Origin of the sequence: Bacillus sp. Brlt_9, from assembly GCF_051948935.1 — a bacterium.
Taxonomy (GTDB): Bacteria; Bacillota; Bacilli; order Bacillales; family Bacillaceae_G; genus Bacillus_A.
Map to the genome: position 1 here is coordinate 96,785 of NZ_JAYJLO010000008.1, position 19,034 is coordinate 115,818.

Consider the following 19,034-nt stretch of genomic DNA (forward strand, 5'->3'; position numbering starts at 1 on the left):
AATTAGGTGATAACTTCTATGAAACAAATTTGGCGTATTTATAAGACAGATTTACGGAATGTAGCTAAACATTGGGCTGCAATTGTTATTGTTTTAGGATTAATGATTTTACCATCGTTATATGCATGGTTTAACATTAAAGCTTCCTGGGATCCGTACGGAAATACAAAAGAGGTTCCCATTGCAGTTTCTAACCAAGATGCAGGATCTAATTTAAGAGGGAAAGATATTAATATCGGTGAAGAGATTGTAGATTCTCTTAAGAAAAACAAAAATCTTGGTTGGAAATTTGTAGATGAAAAACAGGCAATTCACGGAGTTGAGCGCGGAGATTACTATGCAAGTATTACAATTCCAAAAGATTTCTCTGAAAAGATTGCGACTGTTCTGGATGAAAATCCGCAGAAGCCAGAACTTGATTACTATGTAAATGAAAAAGTAAATGCGATTGCACCAAAAATTACAGCAAAAGGTGCATCAGGTATTACAGAAGAAATTAGTAAAAACTTTGTTAAAACAGCAAACGGTGAGATTTTTAAAGTTTTTAACGATCTTGGAATCGATTTAGAAACAAACTTACCAAGTATCGAGAAAGTAAAAGATCTTGTATTTAAGTTAGAAGCGCAGTTCCCAGAAATGAATACACTGATGGATAAGGCGTTAGATGATGCGACTCGAGCAGAGGATATTGTGAAAGTGGCACAGAAAGATTTACCTGTTGTAGAGAGTGTCATAAATGATGGACAGGAAGCATTAGCGAATTTAGATAAGTTCTTTGCAAGACAAGATCAAACATTAAAAAATGCTCCAGGGACGATAAGAAACGATTTAGTAGCAGCAAAAGGCGTTATGGATAGTGCAGCTGCATTTACTGACTTTTTAATGAATCCAGGTGTAGAGTTAAATATTCCTGACTTGTCTGGAATGAATGGATTACCTGAATTCCCAGCCAGACCGGATCTATCTAAGTTGAATAGTGATGGTTATAAGAGTATAGCGCAAAGTATTAATCAAACAGTAAATAATGTTTTAAGTTCATCGCGTGCAGGAACAGCTTATGGGAAAAGTGTTTTAAATGGCTTACAAAATGGCCAATTTGACCCTGAACAAGCAAAGAAAGATTTAAATGCGGTATCAGATCGATTACAAACTGGTACAGATGGTATTTCATATCTTATTAATTTCTTTACTGAACTTCAAAACTCAGCGACTAATGATTTTGGTCAAAGATTTTTCAAAGGGCGAGTGGATAACTTAACTAGCCTTAAAGGTAAGATGGAAAATGCAAACAACGGTATTAAAGATATTGTAAATGTTATCGGTACAGGACAAGAAGTAAAGAAAGATGTAACAGATGTAGCGAATCAAAAATTAGATGCAGCAAATGGATTAATTGATCAAGCGGAAAAAGATTATAATGAAACGTTTGTAGCAGATTACAAAAAAGCAGTTAGCACAGTCGATCAAGCTAAAGCTGATGCAAATCAAATTTATGATAATGCAAAAGCAGATTATGATAAAGCGAAAAATAGCCTTGAAGGCGCAAAAGCAGATTTACAAAAGGCGAAAGAAGATGTACAAAATAGAGGTATTAACGGTTTAGATTCAACGAAAGTAGCTTTAAATAGTTTAAATGGTCAATTCCAATCTGGAATCGGTTTAATTGATGATATGATTCCTGTTCTAGAAAGTACAAATAAGGTTTTAGCGGATGTAAATAGTGATAAAAACCTTAATAATGGAATTGCGAAATTAAATAAAGCAAAAAGTAGTCTGCAAAAGGGTGTAGATGCAACAAATAAGGGAATTACACTTCTTAACAATGGACAAAAACCTACAAAAGATGTAATTGAAAGTATTAACAACGCTGCGAAGGGCGGATCAGCTCAATTAACAGATGTATTATCGACGTATGATTCGGAAATTGTACCTAATTTCAATACAGCAATTGCTCGTACAAAAGAGATGTCGAAAAATACAACTCAAATTTTAAATGATGCAGACAAAAAGCTTCCAGATGTTAAAAAATTACTAGAAGATTCATCGAAAGGCTTAGTAGATGGTAAAAAGAAATTAGCAGACATTAAAGCTGAAATGCCGGAGACTGAGAAAAAGATTAAAGAATTAGCAGATAAAATTCGTGATTTTGAATCTGAAGAGGATTTAAAAGACATCATACGCTTATTGAAAAATGATGTTGAAAAGCAAAGTGACTATTTCGCAAATCCAGTAAATTTAAAAGAGAATAAATTATTTGCGATGCCGAACTACGGTTCAGCAATGTCACCGTTCTATACAGTGCTTGCATTATGGGTAGGCGCACTATTAATGGTTTCATTATTAACAGTAGAAGTACATGAAGAGGGCGCGAATTATAAGAGCCATGAAATTTACTTCGGACGTTTATTAACATTCTTAACGATAGGTCTTTCACAAGCGTTTATCGTATCAATGGGAGATATATTCTTACTCGGTACGTACGTAGTCGATAAATTCTGGTTTGTATTATTTAGTTTATTTATTGGTGGAGTCTTCGTTTGTATCGTATACTCACTCGTTTCTATTTTCGGAAACGTTGGGAAATCGATGGCGATCATTTTACTTGTACTGCAAGTAGCAGGATCGGGCGGAACATTCCCAATTCAAATGACACCAGCGTTCTTCCAAGCAATTTATCCGTTCTTACCGTTCACATATGCAATTAGCGCTATTCGTGAAACAGTTGGCGGAATGCTTTGGGATATCGTAACGCGAGATTTACTTGTGTTAAGTGCTTTCGTAGTAGTTATGATTGTCGCTGCGTTATTACTGAAAACGCCAATTAACAAATCAAGTGAAAAATTCGTTGAGAATGCAAAAGGAAGTAAAATTATTCACTAAAATAAAAGGTTCCTACCGATAGAGGTAGGAACCTTTTTGTTTAATCGAATTTTAATTTCTTTAAGGCTTCTGCGAATGGATTATTTAATGGTTCTTCTTCTTTATTCTGTTGTTTCATATATTTTTGAACGTCGCGCTTATCGGCTTTGTTTCCAGATTCTTTTTTACGTCTTTCTTGGAATGTGGAAAGTTTTTCGCGATAGCCACATTTACATGCAAAGATTTGTCCTGCACCTTCACCACGTAATTCTAACTTCTTCTTACATTGCGGACAGCGAGCGTTTGTTGTACGAGATACATTTTTACGGTGACCACATTCACGATCTTGGCAAACGAGCATCTTTCCTTTTTTGCCATTTACCTCTAGCATTGGTTTACCGCAGTCTGGACAAGATTTCGTTGAAATGTTGTCATGTTTATATTTTTTATCACTCGATTTAATTTCAGATACAATTTCTTTCGTATAGTTCTTCATTTCTGAAATGAACACTTCTTTTTTCAGTTTACCTTTTGCGATAGCCTCTAGCTTTTGTTCCCATTCACCAGTTAGTGTAGGTGATTTTAACTCTTCTGGTACTAAATCAAGTAACTGACGGCCTTTTGAAGTAATGTGAATATCTTTACCACGTTTTTCAATTAAGAATGAATTGAATAGCTTGTCGATAATATCAGCACGCGTTGCTACAGTACCTAATCCACCAGTTGATTTTAATGTATCAGCAAGTTGTTTATTTTGCGTATCCATATATTTTGTAGGATTCTCCATTGCTGAAAGTAAAGTCGCCTCGTTAAAACGTGCAGGTGCTTTCGTTTGACCTGATGTTTGCATAATTAACTTTACAGTTAATGTATCGCCTTTTTCGATGCGAGGTAAAAGTTGTTCTTTTACGTCATCGGTTACATCATCATCTTCAAAGCGATTTTCATATACTTCTTTCCAGCCGGCATGCAGAACAGTTTTTCCTCGTGCAATGAATGTTTCATTGCCAACTTTTGTGCGTAACGTTAGTTGTTCGTATTCGAATGCTGGGAATAAAACGGCTAAGAAACGTTTTACAACTAAATCATAAATTTTACGTTCTTTATCTGTAAAGGCTGAGAAGTTAACATATCCTTCAGTCGGAATAATCGCGTGATGATCGCTTACCTTACTATCATCAACAAATGATTTATTAGCCTTAATAGGCTTTTGTAATACTTTATGTGCTAAAGGACGGTACTCTCCAACTCCGCACGCCTTCAGACGCTCTGGAAGTGTTCCAACGATATCAGATGAAATATAGCGTGAATCTGTACGAGGGTACGTTAGCACTTTATGTTGCTCATACAATTTCTGCATAATGTTTAATGTTTCTTTCGCAGAGTAACCGAACTTTTTATTTGCATCACGTTGTAATTCAGTTAAATCGTAAAGACCAGGAGAGAATGATTTCTTCTGTTTTTTATCAATTTCCACAACAGTAGCATTATGTTTATCTAAACCTTTTACAATACTATCAATTTTTTCTTTATTAAAAATGCGACTATTGCCATTTGCATCTTGCCAAGTTAGTTTTAATTGATTTGTTGTTTGTGCTTCGATGCCGTAGTAAGTTTGAGCTTTGAAGTTCTTTATTTCATCTTCACGACTAGCGATCATAGCAACAGTAGGTGTTTGTACACGGCCACAGTTAAGCTGGGCATTAAAGCGAGTCGTTAAAGCACGAGTCGCGTTAAGACCGATATACCAGTCAGCTTCTGAACGTGCAACTGCTGAAGCGTATAAATTGTCATATGCTTTACCTGGTTTTAAATTAGCGAATCCATCTTTAATCGCTTTATCAGTAACAGATGAAATCCATAGACGTTTGATCGGTTTGTTAACTCGAACTTTATCAATAATCCAACGAGCGACTAATTCTCCTTCACGTCCAGCATCTGTCGCTACAATAATTTCATTTATATCTTTTCTAAGTAGCTGGCTTTTTACAGCATTAAATTGTTTCCCAGTTTGTTTAATAACTGTTAATTTCAAACGCTCAGGTAGCATAGGTAAATCTTCTAAATTCCACTTTTTATATTTCACATCATAGCTTTCTGGATCTGCTAATGTAACGAGATGGCCTAAAGCCCAAGTTACAATATATTTACTACCTTCAAGGTAGCCGTTTCCTTTTTTATCGCACTTCAGTACGCGAGCAATATCTCGTGCAACGGAAGGTTTTTCAGCGATTATAACGCTTTTCGACATATTAAAAACATCCTTTCAAATTTCCATACGTTAACTATAGCATACATCTTCTTGAGATTCAGTTTCGCTCCGTATTTGAGCGGCTTTTAGTGGGAGGAACAAAACTCCACTGATTAAAACTTCATTTTATTATACTTATTGTTTCATCAGTTGCTTCTATTATTAAATAGAAAAGTAAAGAGCTTGTTATTTTATTAGAATAAGAGTAGACTTTGAAGTAGATGAATAATAAGCACATGGGAGTTTGTGGATGCAAACTGAGAGTATGACTAATCCGTCATTGACCATTTGAACCTGTTGGATAATGCCAGCGTAGGGAGAGTGTAAAAGCACATGTTCAGGCACTTTGCGTACGCGCAAAGTGTCTTTTTGTGTATCTCCCATCACTATAGTTAGGGGATGAGAAGGATGAATATGAAAGAAATTAGTAAAGTAGTGGATTTGGCGAGAGAATCTAATCCGCTCGTTCATAATATTACAAACGTTGTTGTAACAAATTTTACAGCTAACGGCTTGTTAGCGTTAGGAGCATCACCTGTAATGGCGTATGCGAAAGAAGAAGTAGCAGAAATGGCTAGCATTGCGGGAGCGTTAGTATTAAACATGGGGACACTTCGTCCTGAAGAAGTAGAAGCGATGTTACTTGCGGGTAAATCAGCAAATGTGAACAATGTACCAGTATTGTTTGATCCAGTTGGTGCAGGAGCAACGTCGTATCGAACAGAAGTTGCGAGACATATTCCGGCTGAAATTGATTTAGCTGTTATCCGCGGAAATGCAGCTGAAATAGCGAACGTTATTAATGAGAGATGGGAAATTAAAGGGGTAGATGCTGGTGCTGGACAAGGAAATGTTGTAAGTATTGCAAGGCAGGCAGCGGATGAACTAAATACAGTTGCGGTGATTACTGGAAAAGAAGATGTTGTTACAGATGGAGAGCGAACTATTCTTATTCGAAATGGTCACCCTATTTTAACGAAAGTTACGGGAACTGGGTGTTTACTAACTTCTGTAATAGGAGCATTTGTAGCAGTAGAAAAAGATTATGTAAAGGCAGCAGTAGCGGCATTAACATTTTATGGTGTAGCCGCGGAACTGGCAGCTGCTAAGACAGTAGAAAAGGGACCTGGTAGTTTCCAAATTGAATTTTTAAATCAGTTAGCGAATACGACTTCGGGTGATATAGAGAAGTATGGGAAGATTGAGGTTATATAGTAAGGAGGGAAAATAAATGTCGCGTATTTCAAAGGCAGAAATGTCTAAGTTATTATCAGTATATTTTATTATGGGAAGTAACAATTGTACGAAGGAGCCACTACAAGTATTGAGAGATGCACTTGAAGGTGGTATAACAATTTTTCAATTTCGTGAAAAGGGGGAAGGGGCTTTAACGGGAGAGAAACGTATTTGTTTCGCAAAAGAACTACAAGCAATTTGTAAGGAGTACGGTGTTCCATTCATCGTAAATGATGATGTGGAACTAGCTATCGAGTTAGATGCAGATGGCGTGCATGTTGGACAAGATGATGAAGGGATTACTTCTGTTCGTGAAAAAATGGGGGATAAAATTGTTGGTGTATCTACTCATACAATTGAAGAAGCACGCTGGGCAATTGAAAACGGAGCTGATTATTTAGGTGTTGGCCCTATTTTCCCAACAAGTACGAAAAAAGATACGAAAGCAGTGCAAGGAACGAAAGGTTTAGCTCATTTTAGAGAACAAGGAATTACAATACCAGTCGTCGGGATTGGTGGTATTACAATTGAAAATGCAACTTCAGTTATAGAAGCAGGTGCGGACGGTGTTTCAATTATTTCAGCAATTAGTTTAGCAGAATCTGCGTATGAAAGTACGAAGAAGCTAGCAGAGGAAGTAAGTAAGAGTTTGTAGACTTCGCACAAATAGTAAAGAACAGAATGGAAGAATGGACAGTTAAAAATATTTAAACAAACGTTTGATTAAAAAAGCACAAACCCTGTAAATTTGTAGGTTTGTGCTTTTTCTTTAAAACATAATTGATATTAAGAGCATTCCAATTCCGATAGAAGTGAATGTTGCGATTAGGCCTGGAATCATAAAGCTATGATTTAAAACATATTTACCAATGCCTGTTGTACCAGTGCGATCGAAGTTAATGGCAGCAACGATTGTTCCGTAGTTTGGAATGAAGAAATATCCATTTACTGCAGGGAACATCGCGATTAGTAGTGCTGGTGGAATACCGAGTGATAATCCAAGAGGCATTAAAGCGCGTACTGTTGCTGCTTGACTATATAGTAAAATAGATAGAATGAATAATGCGATGGCAAATAGCCATGGCGCACTTGTTACTAGGTGCTGAATTGATCCTTGAATCATATTTAAGTTTCCGTTAAAGAAAGTATCTCCCATCCAAGCGATCCCGAAAATAGCAACAACGGCTGTTGCCCCCGCTTTAAAGACGTTACCAGACACGATGCTTTCTACATTTGGTTTACAGAAAATAATAATAAGAGCTGCGATTGTTAACATAACCATTTCAATTGTGTTTGGCATGGAAAGACGGGCTAACTTCCCATCAACTATCCATCCTGGACGAAGTGCTTCAAATGAACCGAGAAGTACGACAAGAAAAGTTCCTATTAGGAAAAGGATAACTGATAATTTAGCGCCTTTTACACCAACAAATTCTTTTTTCTTTTCAATCTTAGGAATCATTCCTTCTTTTAATCGCTTTAAGTATTCAGGGTCTTCATTTAATTCTTTCCCCATTTTGCTAGCAACAAACGCAGCTATCATACAAGCGATGAAAGTAGAAGGGATACTTACTTTTAAAATATCTAATAAGGTGATTTTATAGTCAGCTAACATTGCTAAAAGTGCAACTGTTGCAGCTGATATAGGACTAGCTGTAATTGCTTGTTGGGAAGCAATTACGGCAATTGACATTGGTCGTTCCGGTCTAATCCCAGATTCGCGAGAGACTTCTGCGATAACAGGAAGTACAGAATAAGCAACATGACCAGTCCCTGCACAGAGTGTAAATAAATAAGTAACAATTGGAGCAAAGAATGTAATGCGTTTTGGATTTTTTCGTAATGCTTTCTCAGCTAGATGAACAAGGTAGTCCATTCCTCCAGCGGCTTGAAGTGCACCGGCAGCTGTAATTACTGCTAAAATCATAAGCATTACATCAATAGGAGGAGCTGTAGGTTGTAAGTGGAAGACGAAAACAAGTATTGCCATACCAACGCCACCCATTACTCCTAGACCAACTCCGCCTAGGCGTGCGCCAATAAAAATGCAGAGTAGTAACGTAAGAAATTGTAGCCAAAACATGATAAACTACCTCCGGAATTCATTAGTTAAGATATATTCGAATAATTTAATTTAAATGAAAATTAAAATAAATATTCAAAAAATCCTTGTGTTATATACATTTTTTATTATATAACACAAGAAATGTAACATTCACGTACTTTGTTAAATTATTTCGAAAAAATAATACATTAAAACTTTACATTTGCATCTCTAAATAGGTAGACATTTTAATTTTTATGTTGTAATCTTTGATAGAGAATAATTTAATTCTCATAGAACTCCCATATCGTTCAACTCGTTCAGCGAGAAAGGCAAACTGATGGAAACATTAGGACGCAAAACTACAGGAGCTAAGGCCGAAAGGCTACGCTAGCCAGTTACCGGACGGATAGGGTTGGTCTTGACCAATGCTTTTTCATTGGTCTTTTTTTTATTTGTAAACAAATGAGAAACCTTATCAGTTGTTGATAAGGTTTATATTTTAATAGTTTTCCTTTATATTAAGTTAATTAAGAAAGGTGATGTTGATGAAAAAATATTGGCACAAGCTATCATTTCTTCAAAAGAATGTATTGTTAACTGTGTTAGTTATTTTGACGCTTGTTGGTACTATGGGAGCGTTAAGTTTTAACATGTTTCAAAATAGTATGATGTCTATATTTGAAAGGCATTCTTTTGAAACAGGAGATACGGTATTACATAAATTAGATGAAGAAATAGTCAGAGATGTTACAAAAGACCCAGTGGCACAAAGAGAAAAGAGAGAGAAGTTAACAGAGAAATTAGATGAAGCAACGGAAGAATTGAATAGTGTTGGACAAACCTATATTGTTGGAGCAAAAGAAAATGAAAAAGGTGAGTTACTAATCGTCGATTTATCTACAGGGTTAGCAAATGTTGTTGAAGTAAGGCCGGGAGAATATTATAAACAACCAGATCTTTGGATGGAAGCATATGATAAAGTAATGAGCACGAAAAAAGCAAATATGACAGTAGTATATGAAGACGCATTAGGATCATGGGTAACGATATTAGAGCCAATTAAAGATGGAGACGGAAATATTGTGGCAATTGTTGCAGCCGATGTAGATGCCTCTATTGTTCCTAGTACAAAGGAAAAATTCATTATACAAGGTTTAATGTTTATTTGTATTTCTGTTTTAATTGCAACTGTTATTCAATTCTTAATCGTACGTAACGCACTTGCTCCATTGCGGGATTTACGTGAAGGATTGCGCAAAGTTGGTGAAGGTGATTTAAGTATTAAATTAGAGGAAAGACCAGATGATATTGGTATTATTAATGCGTATTTTAATAATACCATCGAGAAGTTTAAAGGAATTATAGATAAAGTGAAGCAGACCGCTGAACAGGTTTCCTCATCTTCAAAAGAATTGTCAGTGAGTACGAAAGAGAATAGCATGGCAGTTCAAGAAATCGTAAGTTCTATAGTTGAGTTAAGAGCGGGCGCTCAGTCACAAGAAACTGCAGTACCACAGTATTTAGGTATTGTATATGAAATGGAAGATAAGATGGAAGAGATAACGAATGCTGCAAAACAAATGACGAAAGAGTCTGAAGGTATAGAGCATCATTCAGGAAAAGGAAACGGTGTTACTAAACAGGCGATTAATCAAATGAATATAATACAAAATGCAGTACAAGATTTATCTTCTATCATTTATTCTTTGGAAGTGAGATCAAAAGAAATTAGTGATATTGTAACTGTAATTACAAGTATTTCAAATCAAACTAATTCGCTAGCTTTACATGCTACTATTGAAGCTTCACGTGCTGAGGAAACTGGAGACGGATTTGCTGTTGTGGCTGATGAAGTGCGTAAATTAGCAGAGCAGACGGAAGCATCAGCAAAAGATATAGCAAAATTAATAGGGGAAACACAAGCTGGAACGGAAGAAGCTGTTGTTTCAATGCAAAAAACTTCAAAAGAAGTAGAATCTGGAATTATACTTGTTGAAAGTAGTGGTGCTTTCTTTGAAAAAATTTCGAAATCAGCACAAACTGTTACCAATCAAGTTAGAGTTGTTTCTAGCAATTCAAGTGATATATTGCAAAATAGCCAAAATATTGTACGTGTTGTCAATGACCTATCACTTATCGCAAATAAGTATGCGAATAGTAGTAGTAATGTTGAAGAAAGCATGAAAGAACAGAAAATGTCTGTACAAGATATTGCTGAATTAGCCAGTTCTTTAAGCTGGCTTTCACAGGAGTTACAAGAGTTAATTGGTGAATTCAAAAGTTAAATGAAATGATTATACGTACTTTTGTTTGTTCAATAAAATAAATCATGCTACAATGAAAACGAATTAAGGACCGGGGAGCCAATTGGCTGAGAGGATGTAAACAAACATCGACCCTCAACCTGATCTGGATAATGCCAGCGTAGGGAGTTACTTAAAGTGATGTAGCATATGTTATTCTATAATAACTTGCATACAAGGCTTTCCTACGCAGTAGGAAAGCCTTTTCTTGTTTTAACATTTCATATTATAAGGGGGATTTTACTATGTCACAACAAGTTACAATTTCATTTTCAGTAGTACCACAAGCGAAGAACAAAGATGTGTATTCTGTTGTTGATAAAGCAATTGAGGTTGTACAACAATCGGGAGTTCGTTATGAAGTAGGGGCAATGGAAACAACGCTGGAAGGAGAATTAGATGTACTTCTTGATGTCATTAAACGTGCACAACAAGCGTGTGTGGATGCTGGAGCAGAAGAAGTAATTACTTCTATTAAAATCCATTATCGTCCAAGCACTGGTGTAACGATAGATGAAAAAGTTTGGAAGTACCGTGATGAATATGCAAAACCAGAAGCAATCTAAAATAATTACAACAATTTGGCTTATCCTTCTCATTGCGATATGGGAAGGATCTGTTTCATTATTTAAAATTGAACCGTGGATTTTACCGAAGCCTTCTGCCATTGTTCAAGAATTAATTGGAATGAAAGATTTACTATTACCGAATACGATGCAAACGCTGCAAGAGGTTATAATTGGACTGTTCTTTGCGATTTTAATTGGGACAAGTATTGCAATTATTATGGACGTTATTCCTTTATTTCGTATTTTAATAAATCCGTTGCTTGTTATTTCGCAAACGATTCCAATCGTTGTACTTGCACCGTTATTTATTATTTGGTTTGGATATGGAATGCTACCAAAAGTAATGGTAGTCATACTCGTTTGTTTCTTCCCGATTGCGCTTAGCATTTTAGAAGGTTTTCAAACAGTAGATAAAAATATGTTGAAGTTGTTGCAAACGATGAAGGCAACGAAATGGCAAGTTTACCAGAAAGTAAAGTTTCCAGCAGTACTTCCATACTTTTTCTCAGGGTTAAAAATTGCAGTGACATATAGCGTAATGGGAGCGATTATTGGAGAATGGCTCGGTGCCAGTGAAGGATTAGGAGTTATGCTTACGAGGGCTACGAAATCCTTTTTAACAGCCCGAGTATTTGGTGTTGCAGCAATCATTGTTATGGTGACATTATGCCTGTATTTTATCGTAGAGTTTATGGCAAGAATAACAGCACCATGGATATATAGAAAGGACGGCAGAAAATGAAAAAAGGTTTAAAAGTTATGTTGGCGGCCTTATTAGCAGTAGGTGTGGTTGGGTGTAACACAGCGAAGAAAGAAGAAAGTGCGAGTAAAGATCAAAAAGTAAAAGTAGTATTAGATTGGTTTCCGAATACGAATCATACTGGCTTATATGTAGCGCAAGCGAAAGATTATTATAAAAAGCAAGGCTTAGATGTAGAAATTATTCAGCCTGGTGATAATGTGACAGCGGAGCAAATGATAGCTTCAGGAAAAGCTGACTTCGCAATAAGTGCACAAGAAAATGTAACGTTGGCTCGTGTGGAAGGGATTCCTGTTGTATCTGTCGGAGCGATTATTCAGCATAACACTTCAGCTTTTGCATCGCTTAAGAAAGATAACATGACTTCACCGAAAGATTTTGAAGGTAAACGTTATGGAGGCTGGGGAGGACCAGCAGAAGAAGCTACATTAAAGACAATTATGGAGAAACATCAAGCTGATTTTAATAAAGTTGAAAAAATTATCTTAGGACAAACCGATTTCTTTAAATCAATCGGCCGTGATGCAGACTTTGAATGGATTTATTACGGATGGGATGGAATTGAAGCGAAGCGCCAAGGAAAAGAGTTAAATACGATTATGGTGAAAGACTTAGACCCAGCGCTTGATTTCTATAGTCCTGTTATTATTACAAGTGAAAAACATACGAAACAAGATAAAGACTTTGTGAAAAAGTTTATGAGTGCAACGACAGACGGTTATAATTTTGCAATTAAAGAACCGAAAGAAGCTGCTGATATTTTAATTAAAGCTGTTCCAGATGTGAATAAAGACTTAGTACAAGAAAGTCAAAAGTGGTTAAGTACGAAGTATCAAGATGATGCAAAAGCATGGGGAGTACAGAAGGAAGAAGTTTGGACGAATTACATGAATTTCTTATATGATAACAAAGTTATTAAGAAGAAAATTGATGTAAAAGATGCCTTTACAAATGAGTTCCTTCCAAGCGAAAAATGAGTGGATTACAAATAAAAGATGTTGTAAAATCTTTCGATGGAAAGAATGTATTAGCAAATATTAGTGCTTCTATACAAGAGGGAGAGTTTGTTTCCTTTGTAGGACCGAGTGGTTGCGGGAAAAGCACGTTATTAAATATGATTGCAAATGTTGAAAATCCAACAAGTGGGAATGTAACGTATAAGGATACGCACGTACGAGAGCAAGATGTCGTAAGTTATATGCCACAACAAGATTTATTACTACCGTGGCGATCAGCTTTGCAAAATATAGTACTGCCATTGGAAATCGAAGGTAAACCGAAAAAACAAAGGCTCACAGAAGGAATGGAAGCATTAAAGCAATTTCAGCTAGATGAATATGCGGACCATTATCCAGATGAATTGTCCGGTGGTATGCGTCAAAGGATTAGTTTTCTGCGCACATATTTATGTGAAAAGCCAATTATGCTACTTGATGAGCCTTTTGGAAAATTAGATGCTTTTACAAAAATGGAAGTACATAGCTGGCTTTTAAACTCTTGGCACCAAGAGAAGCAAACAATCGTTATGGTTACACATGACTTAGATGAGGCAATCTTGCTTTCGGATCGCGTATTTATTCTATCTCAAAGGCCAGCATCAATAGTTGGCGAGGTACAAGTGAAATTACCTAGGCCGAGAACGATGGATATGTTAACATCACTTGAGTTAAAGCAGGATAAGGAAGAAATTTTGAGAGTATTAGCTCCTTATATGAAAAAATAGAAAAAGCCTTTTAACAGTTTTTAGTATAATTACTGTTAAGAGGCTTTTTTATATAGGGGGAGAAAGATGAAATCTATAGAGCAAATAGTTGATTCGTTAACAGCTAATAATCTTGAAGAAGGAAAGTCCTTATTAAAAAATCATATTTTATTAATGAAGTATGGTATGGAACATCATGAATTAAAAGAAGAAGAAATGACAGAAGTTTTAAGGTGGGTTCAAGGCCGGGATCAATTGAGAAAAGATGTTCCAGAATTACGTGATTTACATTTAGTTAAAAAGTTTCAAGTGCTATTAGATGAATTTATTCATTCAATAATTTCAAATGGTTATGTAGAAGATGCGGTAGAAATTTTAGAGAGTGTATTAAAAAGTATGGGAGCAGTCGCTCATATTGTAAAAATTATGTTTGTTGGCCAAAGAAAAGTTAATAGAAATTCTTTAGAAATGGTAGAAGAGTTAAAACGAGAGTGCTACAACTTAATGGAACAGCGTGCTGCTGTCGGGTTGCATGCTCAAATCTTTCACGTTTTAGGTTTCGTTCATTCAATCCAGTTTGATTTAGAAGAAAGTTCACAGGAACATGGACGATCTGTAATAGGCCTTTTAACAGATTTTAAAACGAATGAATTAAAATCCGTACAACAATTTCAAAACGAAGACCATATCCCAGAAGTGAAAAATATGGTGAGTAAAGAGTATGGGATAGAATTACAAAGAAGAATTTACATGTGGAAATCGTTAACGCTCATCTTTACAAGTCCATATGCATTAGAAAAGATGTATAAGGAAATTTATGCAGAAAATGAAAAAGTGGAGAAGGAACAAAAGGAAAAATAGAGAATAGAATATAACAGAGTAGTTTATACTCTTAATATAACAAATGTTAAAGGAGTGAAAGGATAAAATGACTTTATCAACTGTTCTTCAAATGGTTTTAGCTTGATACGGGAGAAGTCTGCCCATTTTTAATGATTAAGCTAAATTGAAGACAGCAGGTAAAGAACCTTAATCCTTTTTTACGATAATATGTAATGGGTAAGGTGTATTCACCTTACCCATTTTTTATATGCACAATTAAATAAGGCTTTATACTGTTGCGCTCTCTATTTAGCTTATGAGCTATAAGTAAAGGAGAGAAAAAAATGAGTATATTAACAGTAGAAAATTTAAGTCATTCGTATGGTGAAAAAACCATTTTATATAATGCGTGTTTTCGACTATTAAAGGGCGAGCATATTGGATTAGTAGGGGAAAATGGAATTGGAAAATCAACATTGTTAAAGATTTTAACAGGAGAACTTATACATGATGATGGGAAAATTGAATGGTTTCCACATGTGAAGATAGGTTTTTTACAGCAGCATGTGGATTTACAAGAGGGGATCACAATTGAAGGATATTTACAAAGTGCATTTTCGGCTTTGTATGCGATTGAACGCGAAATGTTAAAAATTGCAGAAGAAATGGATGGAGCAGAAGAAATAGAAAAACTGTTAGTAAGATATGGAGAATTACAAACTATATTGGAAAGCTCTAATTTCTATCACATTCATACAGAAATTGAAGAAATAGCAGTCGGTTTAGGGTTATTTGAAATAGGGCTTAAAAAGGATGTTTCAAAGTTAAGTGGAGGACAGCGAACAAAGTTATTACTTGGGAAGCTCCTTTTAGAAAAAGCTGATGTTTTATTGCTAGATGAGCCAACAAACTATTTAGATACAGCTCATATAGAATGGTTGCAATCATATTTGAGACTGTATGAAAAAGCTTATGTGATCATTTCGCATGATGAACTATTTTTGAACAGTATTACAAATGTTATTTATCATCTAGAAGGAGGGAAAGTAAAGCGATACGTAGGAAATTATGAAAAGTTTGTACAAAGTTATCAAGTGCAAAAGAAACAATTACAATCGGCGTATGCGAAACAACAAAAAGAAATTTCTCAGTTAGAAACATTTATTCAAAAAAATAAAATTCGAAAAGCGAAACAGGCTAAAAGTCGAGAGAAAGTATTGGAGAAAATGCAAAGGGTTGAAAAGGTTACTCATGTAACTCGATCCCGTTTTGATTTCAATGTTTATGAGGAGCCAGTGAGTCGTATATTGCAAGCTGAGAAACTAAGGATAGGTTATAGTGATCCGTTATGTCCAGAGTTGAATTTACAAGTAAAAAAGGGCGAAAAGATAGCGGTTATTGGTCATAATGGAATTGGAAAAACGACAATGTTAAAAACGTTATTAGGTCAAATAAAACCGCTAAGTGGTTCAATTTCTGTTGGCGAGCGAGTAAATCCTGCCTATTTTGCACAGGAAGAGTTTGCTTCAGAAACAACACCATTAGAGAAAATTTGGGCAGAACGACCAGATATGACAAGGAAAGAAGTACGCCAAGCATTAGCAAAATGTGGATTGAAAGAAGAACACGTATTAAAACCTATTCGTTTATTAAGCGGCGGGGAACAAACGAAAGTACGTTTATGCGAACTTATCGTAACGAAAAGCAATGTTTTAATTTTAGATGAACCAACTAATCATTTGGATATAGAAACAAAGAAGGCGTTGCAGGAAGCGTTACAACAATATACAGGAACAGTTTTACTTGTCTCACATGAGCCTTCTTTCTATGAAGCATGGATAACAAAAGTATGGAATATAGAAGAATGGAACACTGAACAATATGAATAAAGAAAAGGCATTAGCTTGTATAAGCTAATGCCTTTTCTTTGTGATTAACATGATTTTCGAGAACTCTTACATGAGAATTGTATGAAGAAGCACTCTTATGGTGCGCTTATAAGCGTGCTTTTTCTTTTTGTTATGTTTATATTTATAATCATACTAGATGCCTTTCCCTAATAGGCGACTATCTTTCTTTGTATATATAGATAGTTTGAAATGGAATGAAAACTAATTCCTATATGTAAAGGATAATGTGATTGGTATAGGAAGACAATAGAACTTAAAGGAAATTCATGTAAAATTCAGATGAACTTCACACGAACTTCATATTAGAAACTAAATATGATTATAATAGGTTATTGTAATGTTAATTTGTGCTTTTTCATAAAATTAAAAGTTTGAATTTAGGATAGAGCACTCAAACCTAAATTCAAACTTTAGTGAAATAATTAATGGAGATTACGTTTAGTTTTCGCTAATGGATGCATTTACAAGTTCAGCAGGGTTGCCTGTTCCTGCCCCTCCAATTGTAACCGATCCTCCAGGAGGAATTTCACCATTCCATCCTGCATTCGTAATTACGTAATGATTATTTATTTTACTACTAATTTTAGAATCCCAAACTTGTGTTAAATTGCCGTTGTAATCAAATTCTAATTTCCAGTTTTTAATAGGAGTCGTTCCACTATTTTTAATTACAATCGAGAAGTTGTAACCACTTCCCCAGTTTGAAGTGACTGAAAAAGTAGCATTCCCATTTCCATCAGGAGGTGTTGTGTTAGCATCGTCTGTTTTTACAATAATAGAAGAAGGCTGTGATTTATTTCCAGCAGCATCTTTTGCTATTATTGAAAATGTGTATTCTGTATTAGATTTTAAGTTTTTAATTGTAATGCTATTTGTAGTTGTACTCCATTTCTCTTCTCCGGCAGTAATTTCATATTCCGTAACTCCTACGTTATCAGTAGATGCAGTCCAGTTTAATTGAACGGAGTTTGAGTTTTTATTTGTAACAGCAATGTTTTTTACGTTTGTTGGTGATTCAGTATCTTTTTGAGTAATAGGTCCACCAAGTAACTCTTTTACTAGCGTATCAAGTAATTTAGGTCCACTACAACTATATTTTGGACTTGTACGGCAATCCCCGCTTAGTTCCCAAAACATTGCGCCACTTAAACCTTTTGTTTTGATATAGTCTGTTTTATATTTCATAGATTCGCTGTCATCATAGCTAATAAACGTGCCCGTAGTCGCATTATATAAATAAGGTACTTTCGCTACATCGTTCCAATAGCGAACAAAACCATTTTTATTAACATAATTAGCTACTAAATCACCATAATCGTACACACCTGTGTCACCGGTAGAATAATCATCCCAAGTTCCTTTAGAAGTGAGTTTTCCATCACTACCTGGCTTACAAGGTTGGTATTGGCCGTTATTTTCTTTTCCGCAATTCTTCCATCCGCGTCCGTAAAAAGGTACACCTAATACGAGTTTATCAGCTGGAACCCCTTCATTTGTATAAATGTCTATCGCACCATCTACATAAAATTTCGTATCCGCTGCTGGGTCATTTGGGTCTTTGTATAGAGCTGCATTATGGTTAGAAGTAGCTTCCCATCCGCCATGGAAATCATATGTCATAATATTAATCCAATCCAGTATTTGAGAGATTTTCTTTAGTTCTGTATGATCCGCATAACGTTGGCTTGCACCTGACGCAATTGTAAGTAAGTATTGTTTCCCATCTTCTGCACCAGCTTTCGTTAATGCATTTCGAACATCTTGAAGGAGTAGGGTGAAGTTTTGCTTATCTTCAGGACGATAACTACCACCAGGAATCGTTTCAACGCCTGGGTATTCCCAATCTAAATCAACGCCGTCAAATCCATATTCGCGAAGAAAAGCTACTGTAGATTCAGCGAATACTTTTCTTGTTTTTTCATCAGCTGCCATATCAGAAAAGCGGTTAGACCAAGTCCAGCCACCAACGGAAATAATTGTTTTTAAGTGAGGGTACTTAGCTTTTAATCGTTTCAGTTCTCCGAAATTTCCACAACGGGCGTATTTATCACAATCTTCCCAAGTTGTACCTGATCCCGGATAAGATTTTGTGACATCAGCCCATGGTTCACCAAGTACGAGAGTACCATTAGGAACCTCTTTATTTTGCAGTGGTACACCAGACTCTTTACAGTTCCACGTTTGTTTATTTGGATTATCGGGGTGAGTAGAAGGATTTCCGTGTTCTCCATTCCAGCAAATATCAGCGAAAGCATAGTTTAAATGAGTTAGCTTTGATGCATCAATGTCTGCAACTTGATAATTGCGTCCATAAATGCCCCATGAAGGAAAATACCCAACGATTTTTTGGCCTTGCTTTGGTGAATCTGCTAATGCAACATTTGGAGTAATAAAGTTTGTGAGAAAAAGAGGTAAGAAGAGTAGTAGGGATAGTAATAGCAATGTGAATTTTTTTGATCTCATAGTCATTTCTCCTTTCAAGATAAAAGATATATTTAAAGGCATGCGCCAATAAATCAAAATGAATCTAGACGTATGAAACGTCTAGATAAAGTGAAACTTTAATCAGTGGGGG

Annotated in this window: 13 protein-coding genes and 3 riboswitches; of the genes, 10 read left to right on the top strand and 3 right to left on the bottom strand. The window is 35.7% G+C overall.

All coding sequences use genetic code 11. The annotated features are described in order from the left end of the window. Positions 1–18: 18 nt before the first annotated feature. On the top strand, positions 19–2,880 hold the full coding sequence (locus tag VF726_RS24850) for a YhgE/Pip family protein (protein ID WP_440172852.1): 2,862 nt from the start codon (positions 19–21) through the stop codon (positions 2,878–2,880). A 40-nt stretch (positions 2,881–2,920) separates the two neighbouring features. Here VF726_RS24850 and topB read toward each other — a convergent pair whose 3' ends face one another. Continuing rightward, positions 2,921–5,110 (bottom strand): DNA topoisomerase III, encoded by a 2,190-nt coding sequence (gene topB, locus VF726_RS24855; RefSeq protein WP_440172853.1) that lies wholly within the window; start codon positions 5,108–5,110, stop codon positions 2,921–2,923. A gap of 226 nt (positions 5,111–5,336) precedes the next feature. Then, positions 5,337–5,446: riboswitch (TPP riboswitch) on the top strand. Positions 5,447–5,509: 63 nt separating this feature from the next. On the opposite strand from topB, the gene thiM reads away from it, so the two are divergent. Both thiM and thiE read left to right on the top strand, forming a co-directional pair. Next, the gene (gene thiM / locus VF726_RS24860; RefSeq protein ID WP_440172854.1) at positions 5,510–6,325 is read left to right on the top strand and encodes a hydroxyethylthiazole kinase; all 816 of its coding nucleotides are present in this window, start codon (positions 5,510–5,512) and stop codon (positions 6,323–6,325) included. 16 nt (positions 6,326–6,341) lie between these two features. After that, entirely contained in the window at positions 6,342–7,001 is a 660-nt protein-coding gene (gene thiE / locus VF726_RS24865; RefSeq protein ID WP_440172855.1) for a thiamine phosphate synthase, read from the top strand. A 114-nt stretch (positions 7,002–7,115) separates the two neighbouring features. Here the strand turns inward: thiE and VF726_RS24870 are convergent, their stop codons facing one another. Continuing rightward, positions 7,116–8,429, bottom strand: a complete 1,314-nt coding sequence (locus VF726_RS24870; RefSeq protein WP_440172856.1) for an anaerobic C4-dicarboxylate transporter family protein — start codon at positions 8,427–8,429, stop codon at positions 7,116–7,118. A gap of 282 nt (positions 8,430–8,711) precedes the next feature. Beyond that, positions 8,712–8,796, top strand: a riboswitch (cyclic di-GMP riboswitch). 142 nt (positions 8,797–8,938) lie between these two features. Here VF726_RS24870 and VF726_RS24875 point away from each other — a divergent pair. From VF726_RS24875 to VF726_RS24905, 7 genes are all read left to right on the top strand, one after another. Further along, on the top strand, positions 8,939–10,678 hold the full coding sequence (locus tag VF726_RS24875) for a methyl-accepting chemotaxis protein (RefSeq protein WP_440172857.1): 1,740 nt from the start codon (positions 8,939–8,941) through the stop codon (positions 10,676–10,678). A 61-nt stretch (positions 10,679–10,739) separates the two neighbouring features. After that, a riboswitch (TPP riboswitch) is annotated at positions 10,740–10,841 on the top strand. Positions 10,842–10,941: 100 nt separating this feature from the next. Further along, entirely contained in the window at positions 10,942–11,262 is a 321-nt protein-coding gene (locus tag VF726_RS24880) for an MTH1187 family thiamine-binding protein (RefSeq protein WP_000082898.1), read from the top strand. Beyond that, positions 11,234–12,007: an ABC transporter permease gene (locus VF726_RS24885; protein WP_001057155.1), complete on the top strand. Its 774-nt coding sequence runs from the start codon at positions 11,234–11,236 to the stop codon at positions 12,005–12,007. Before VF726_RS24880 ends, VF726_RS24885 begins: the two co-directional genes overlap by 29 nt. Continuing rightward, positions 12,004–13,002 carry an ABC transporter substrate-binding protein gene (locus VF726_RS24890; RefSeq protein ID WP_440172858.1) on the top strand — a complete coding sequence of 333 codons (999 nt, stop codon included), beginning with the start codon at positions 12,004–12,006 and terminating at the stop codon, positions 13,000–13,002. The genes VF726_RS24885 and VF726_RS24890 overlap by 4 nt, the downstream gene beginning before the upstream one ends. Then, positions 12,999–13,748: an ABC transporter ATP-binding protein gene (locus VF726_RS24895; protein ID WP_166703551.1), complete on the top strand. Its 750-nt coding sequence runs from the start codon at positions 12,999–13,001 to the stop codon at positions 13,746–13,748. The genes VF726_RS24890 and VF726_RS24895 overlap by 4 nt, the downstream gene beginning before the upstream one ends. 66 nt (positions 13,749–13,814) lie before the next feature. Further along, complete coding sequence (locus tag VF726_RS24900; protein WP_440172859.1) at positions 13,815–14,588, top strand: hypothetical protein; 774 nt, start codon at positions 13,815–13,817, stop codon at positions 14,586–14,588. A gap of 305 nt (positions 14,589–14,893) precedes the next feature. After that, positions 14,894–16,438, top strand: a complete 1,545-nt coding sequence (locus VF726_RS24905) for an ABC-F family ATP-binding cassette domain-containing protein (RefSeq protein WP_440172860.1) — start codon at positions 14,894–14,896, stop codon at positions 16,436–16,438. A 459-nt stretch (positions 16,439–16,897) separates the two neighbouring features. Here the strand turns inward: VF726_RS24905 and VF726_RS24910 are convergent, their stop codons facing one another. After that, on the bottom strand, positions 16,898–18,922 hold the full coding sequence (locus VF726_RS24910; RefSeq protein ID WP_440172861.1) for a glycosyl hydrolase family 18 protein: 2,025 nt from the start codon (positions 18,920–18,922) through the stop codon (positions 16,898–16,900). Positions 18,923–19,034: the final 112 nt, after the last annotated feature.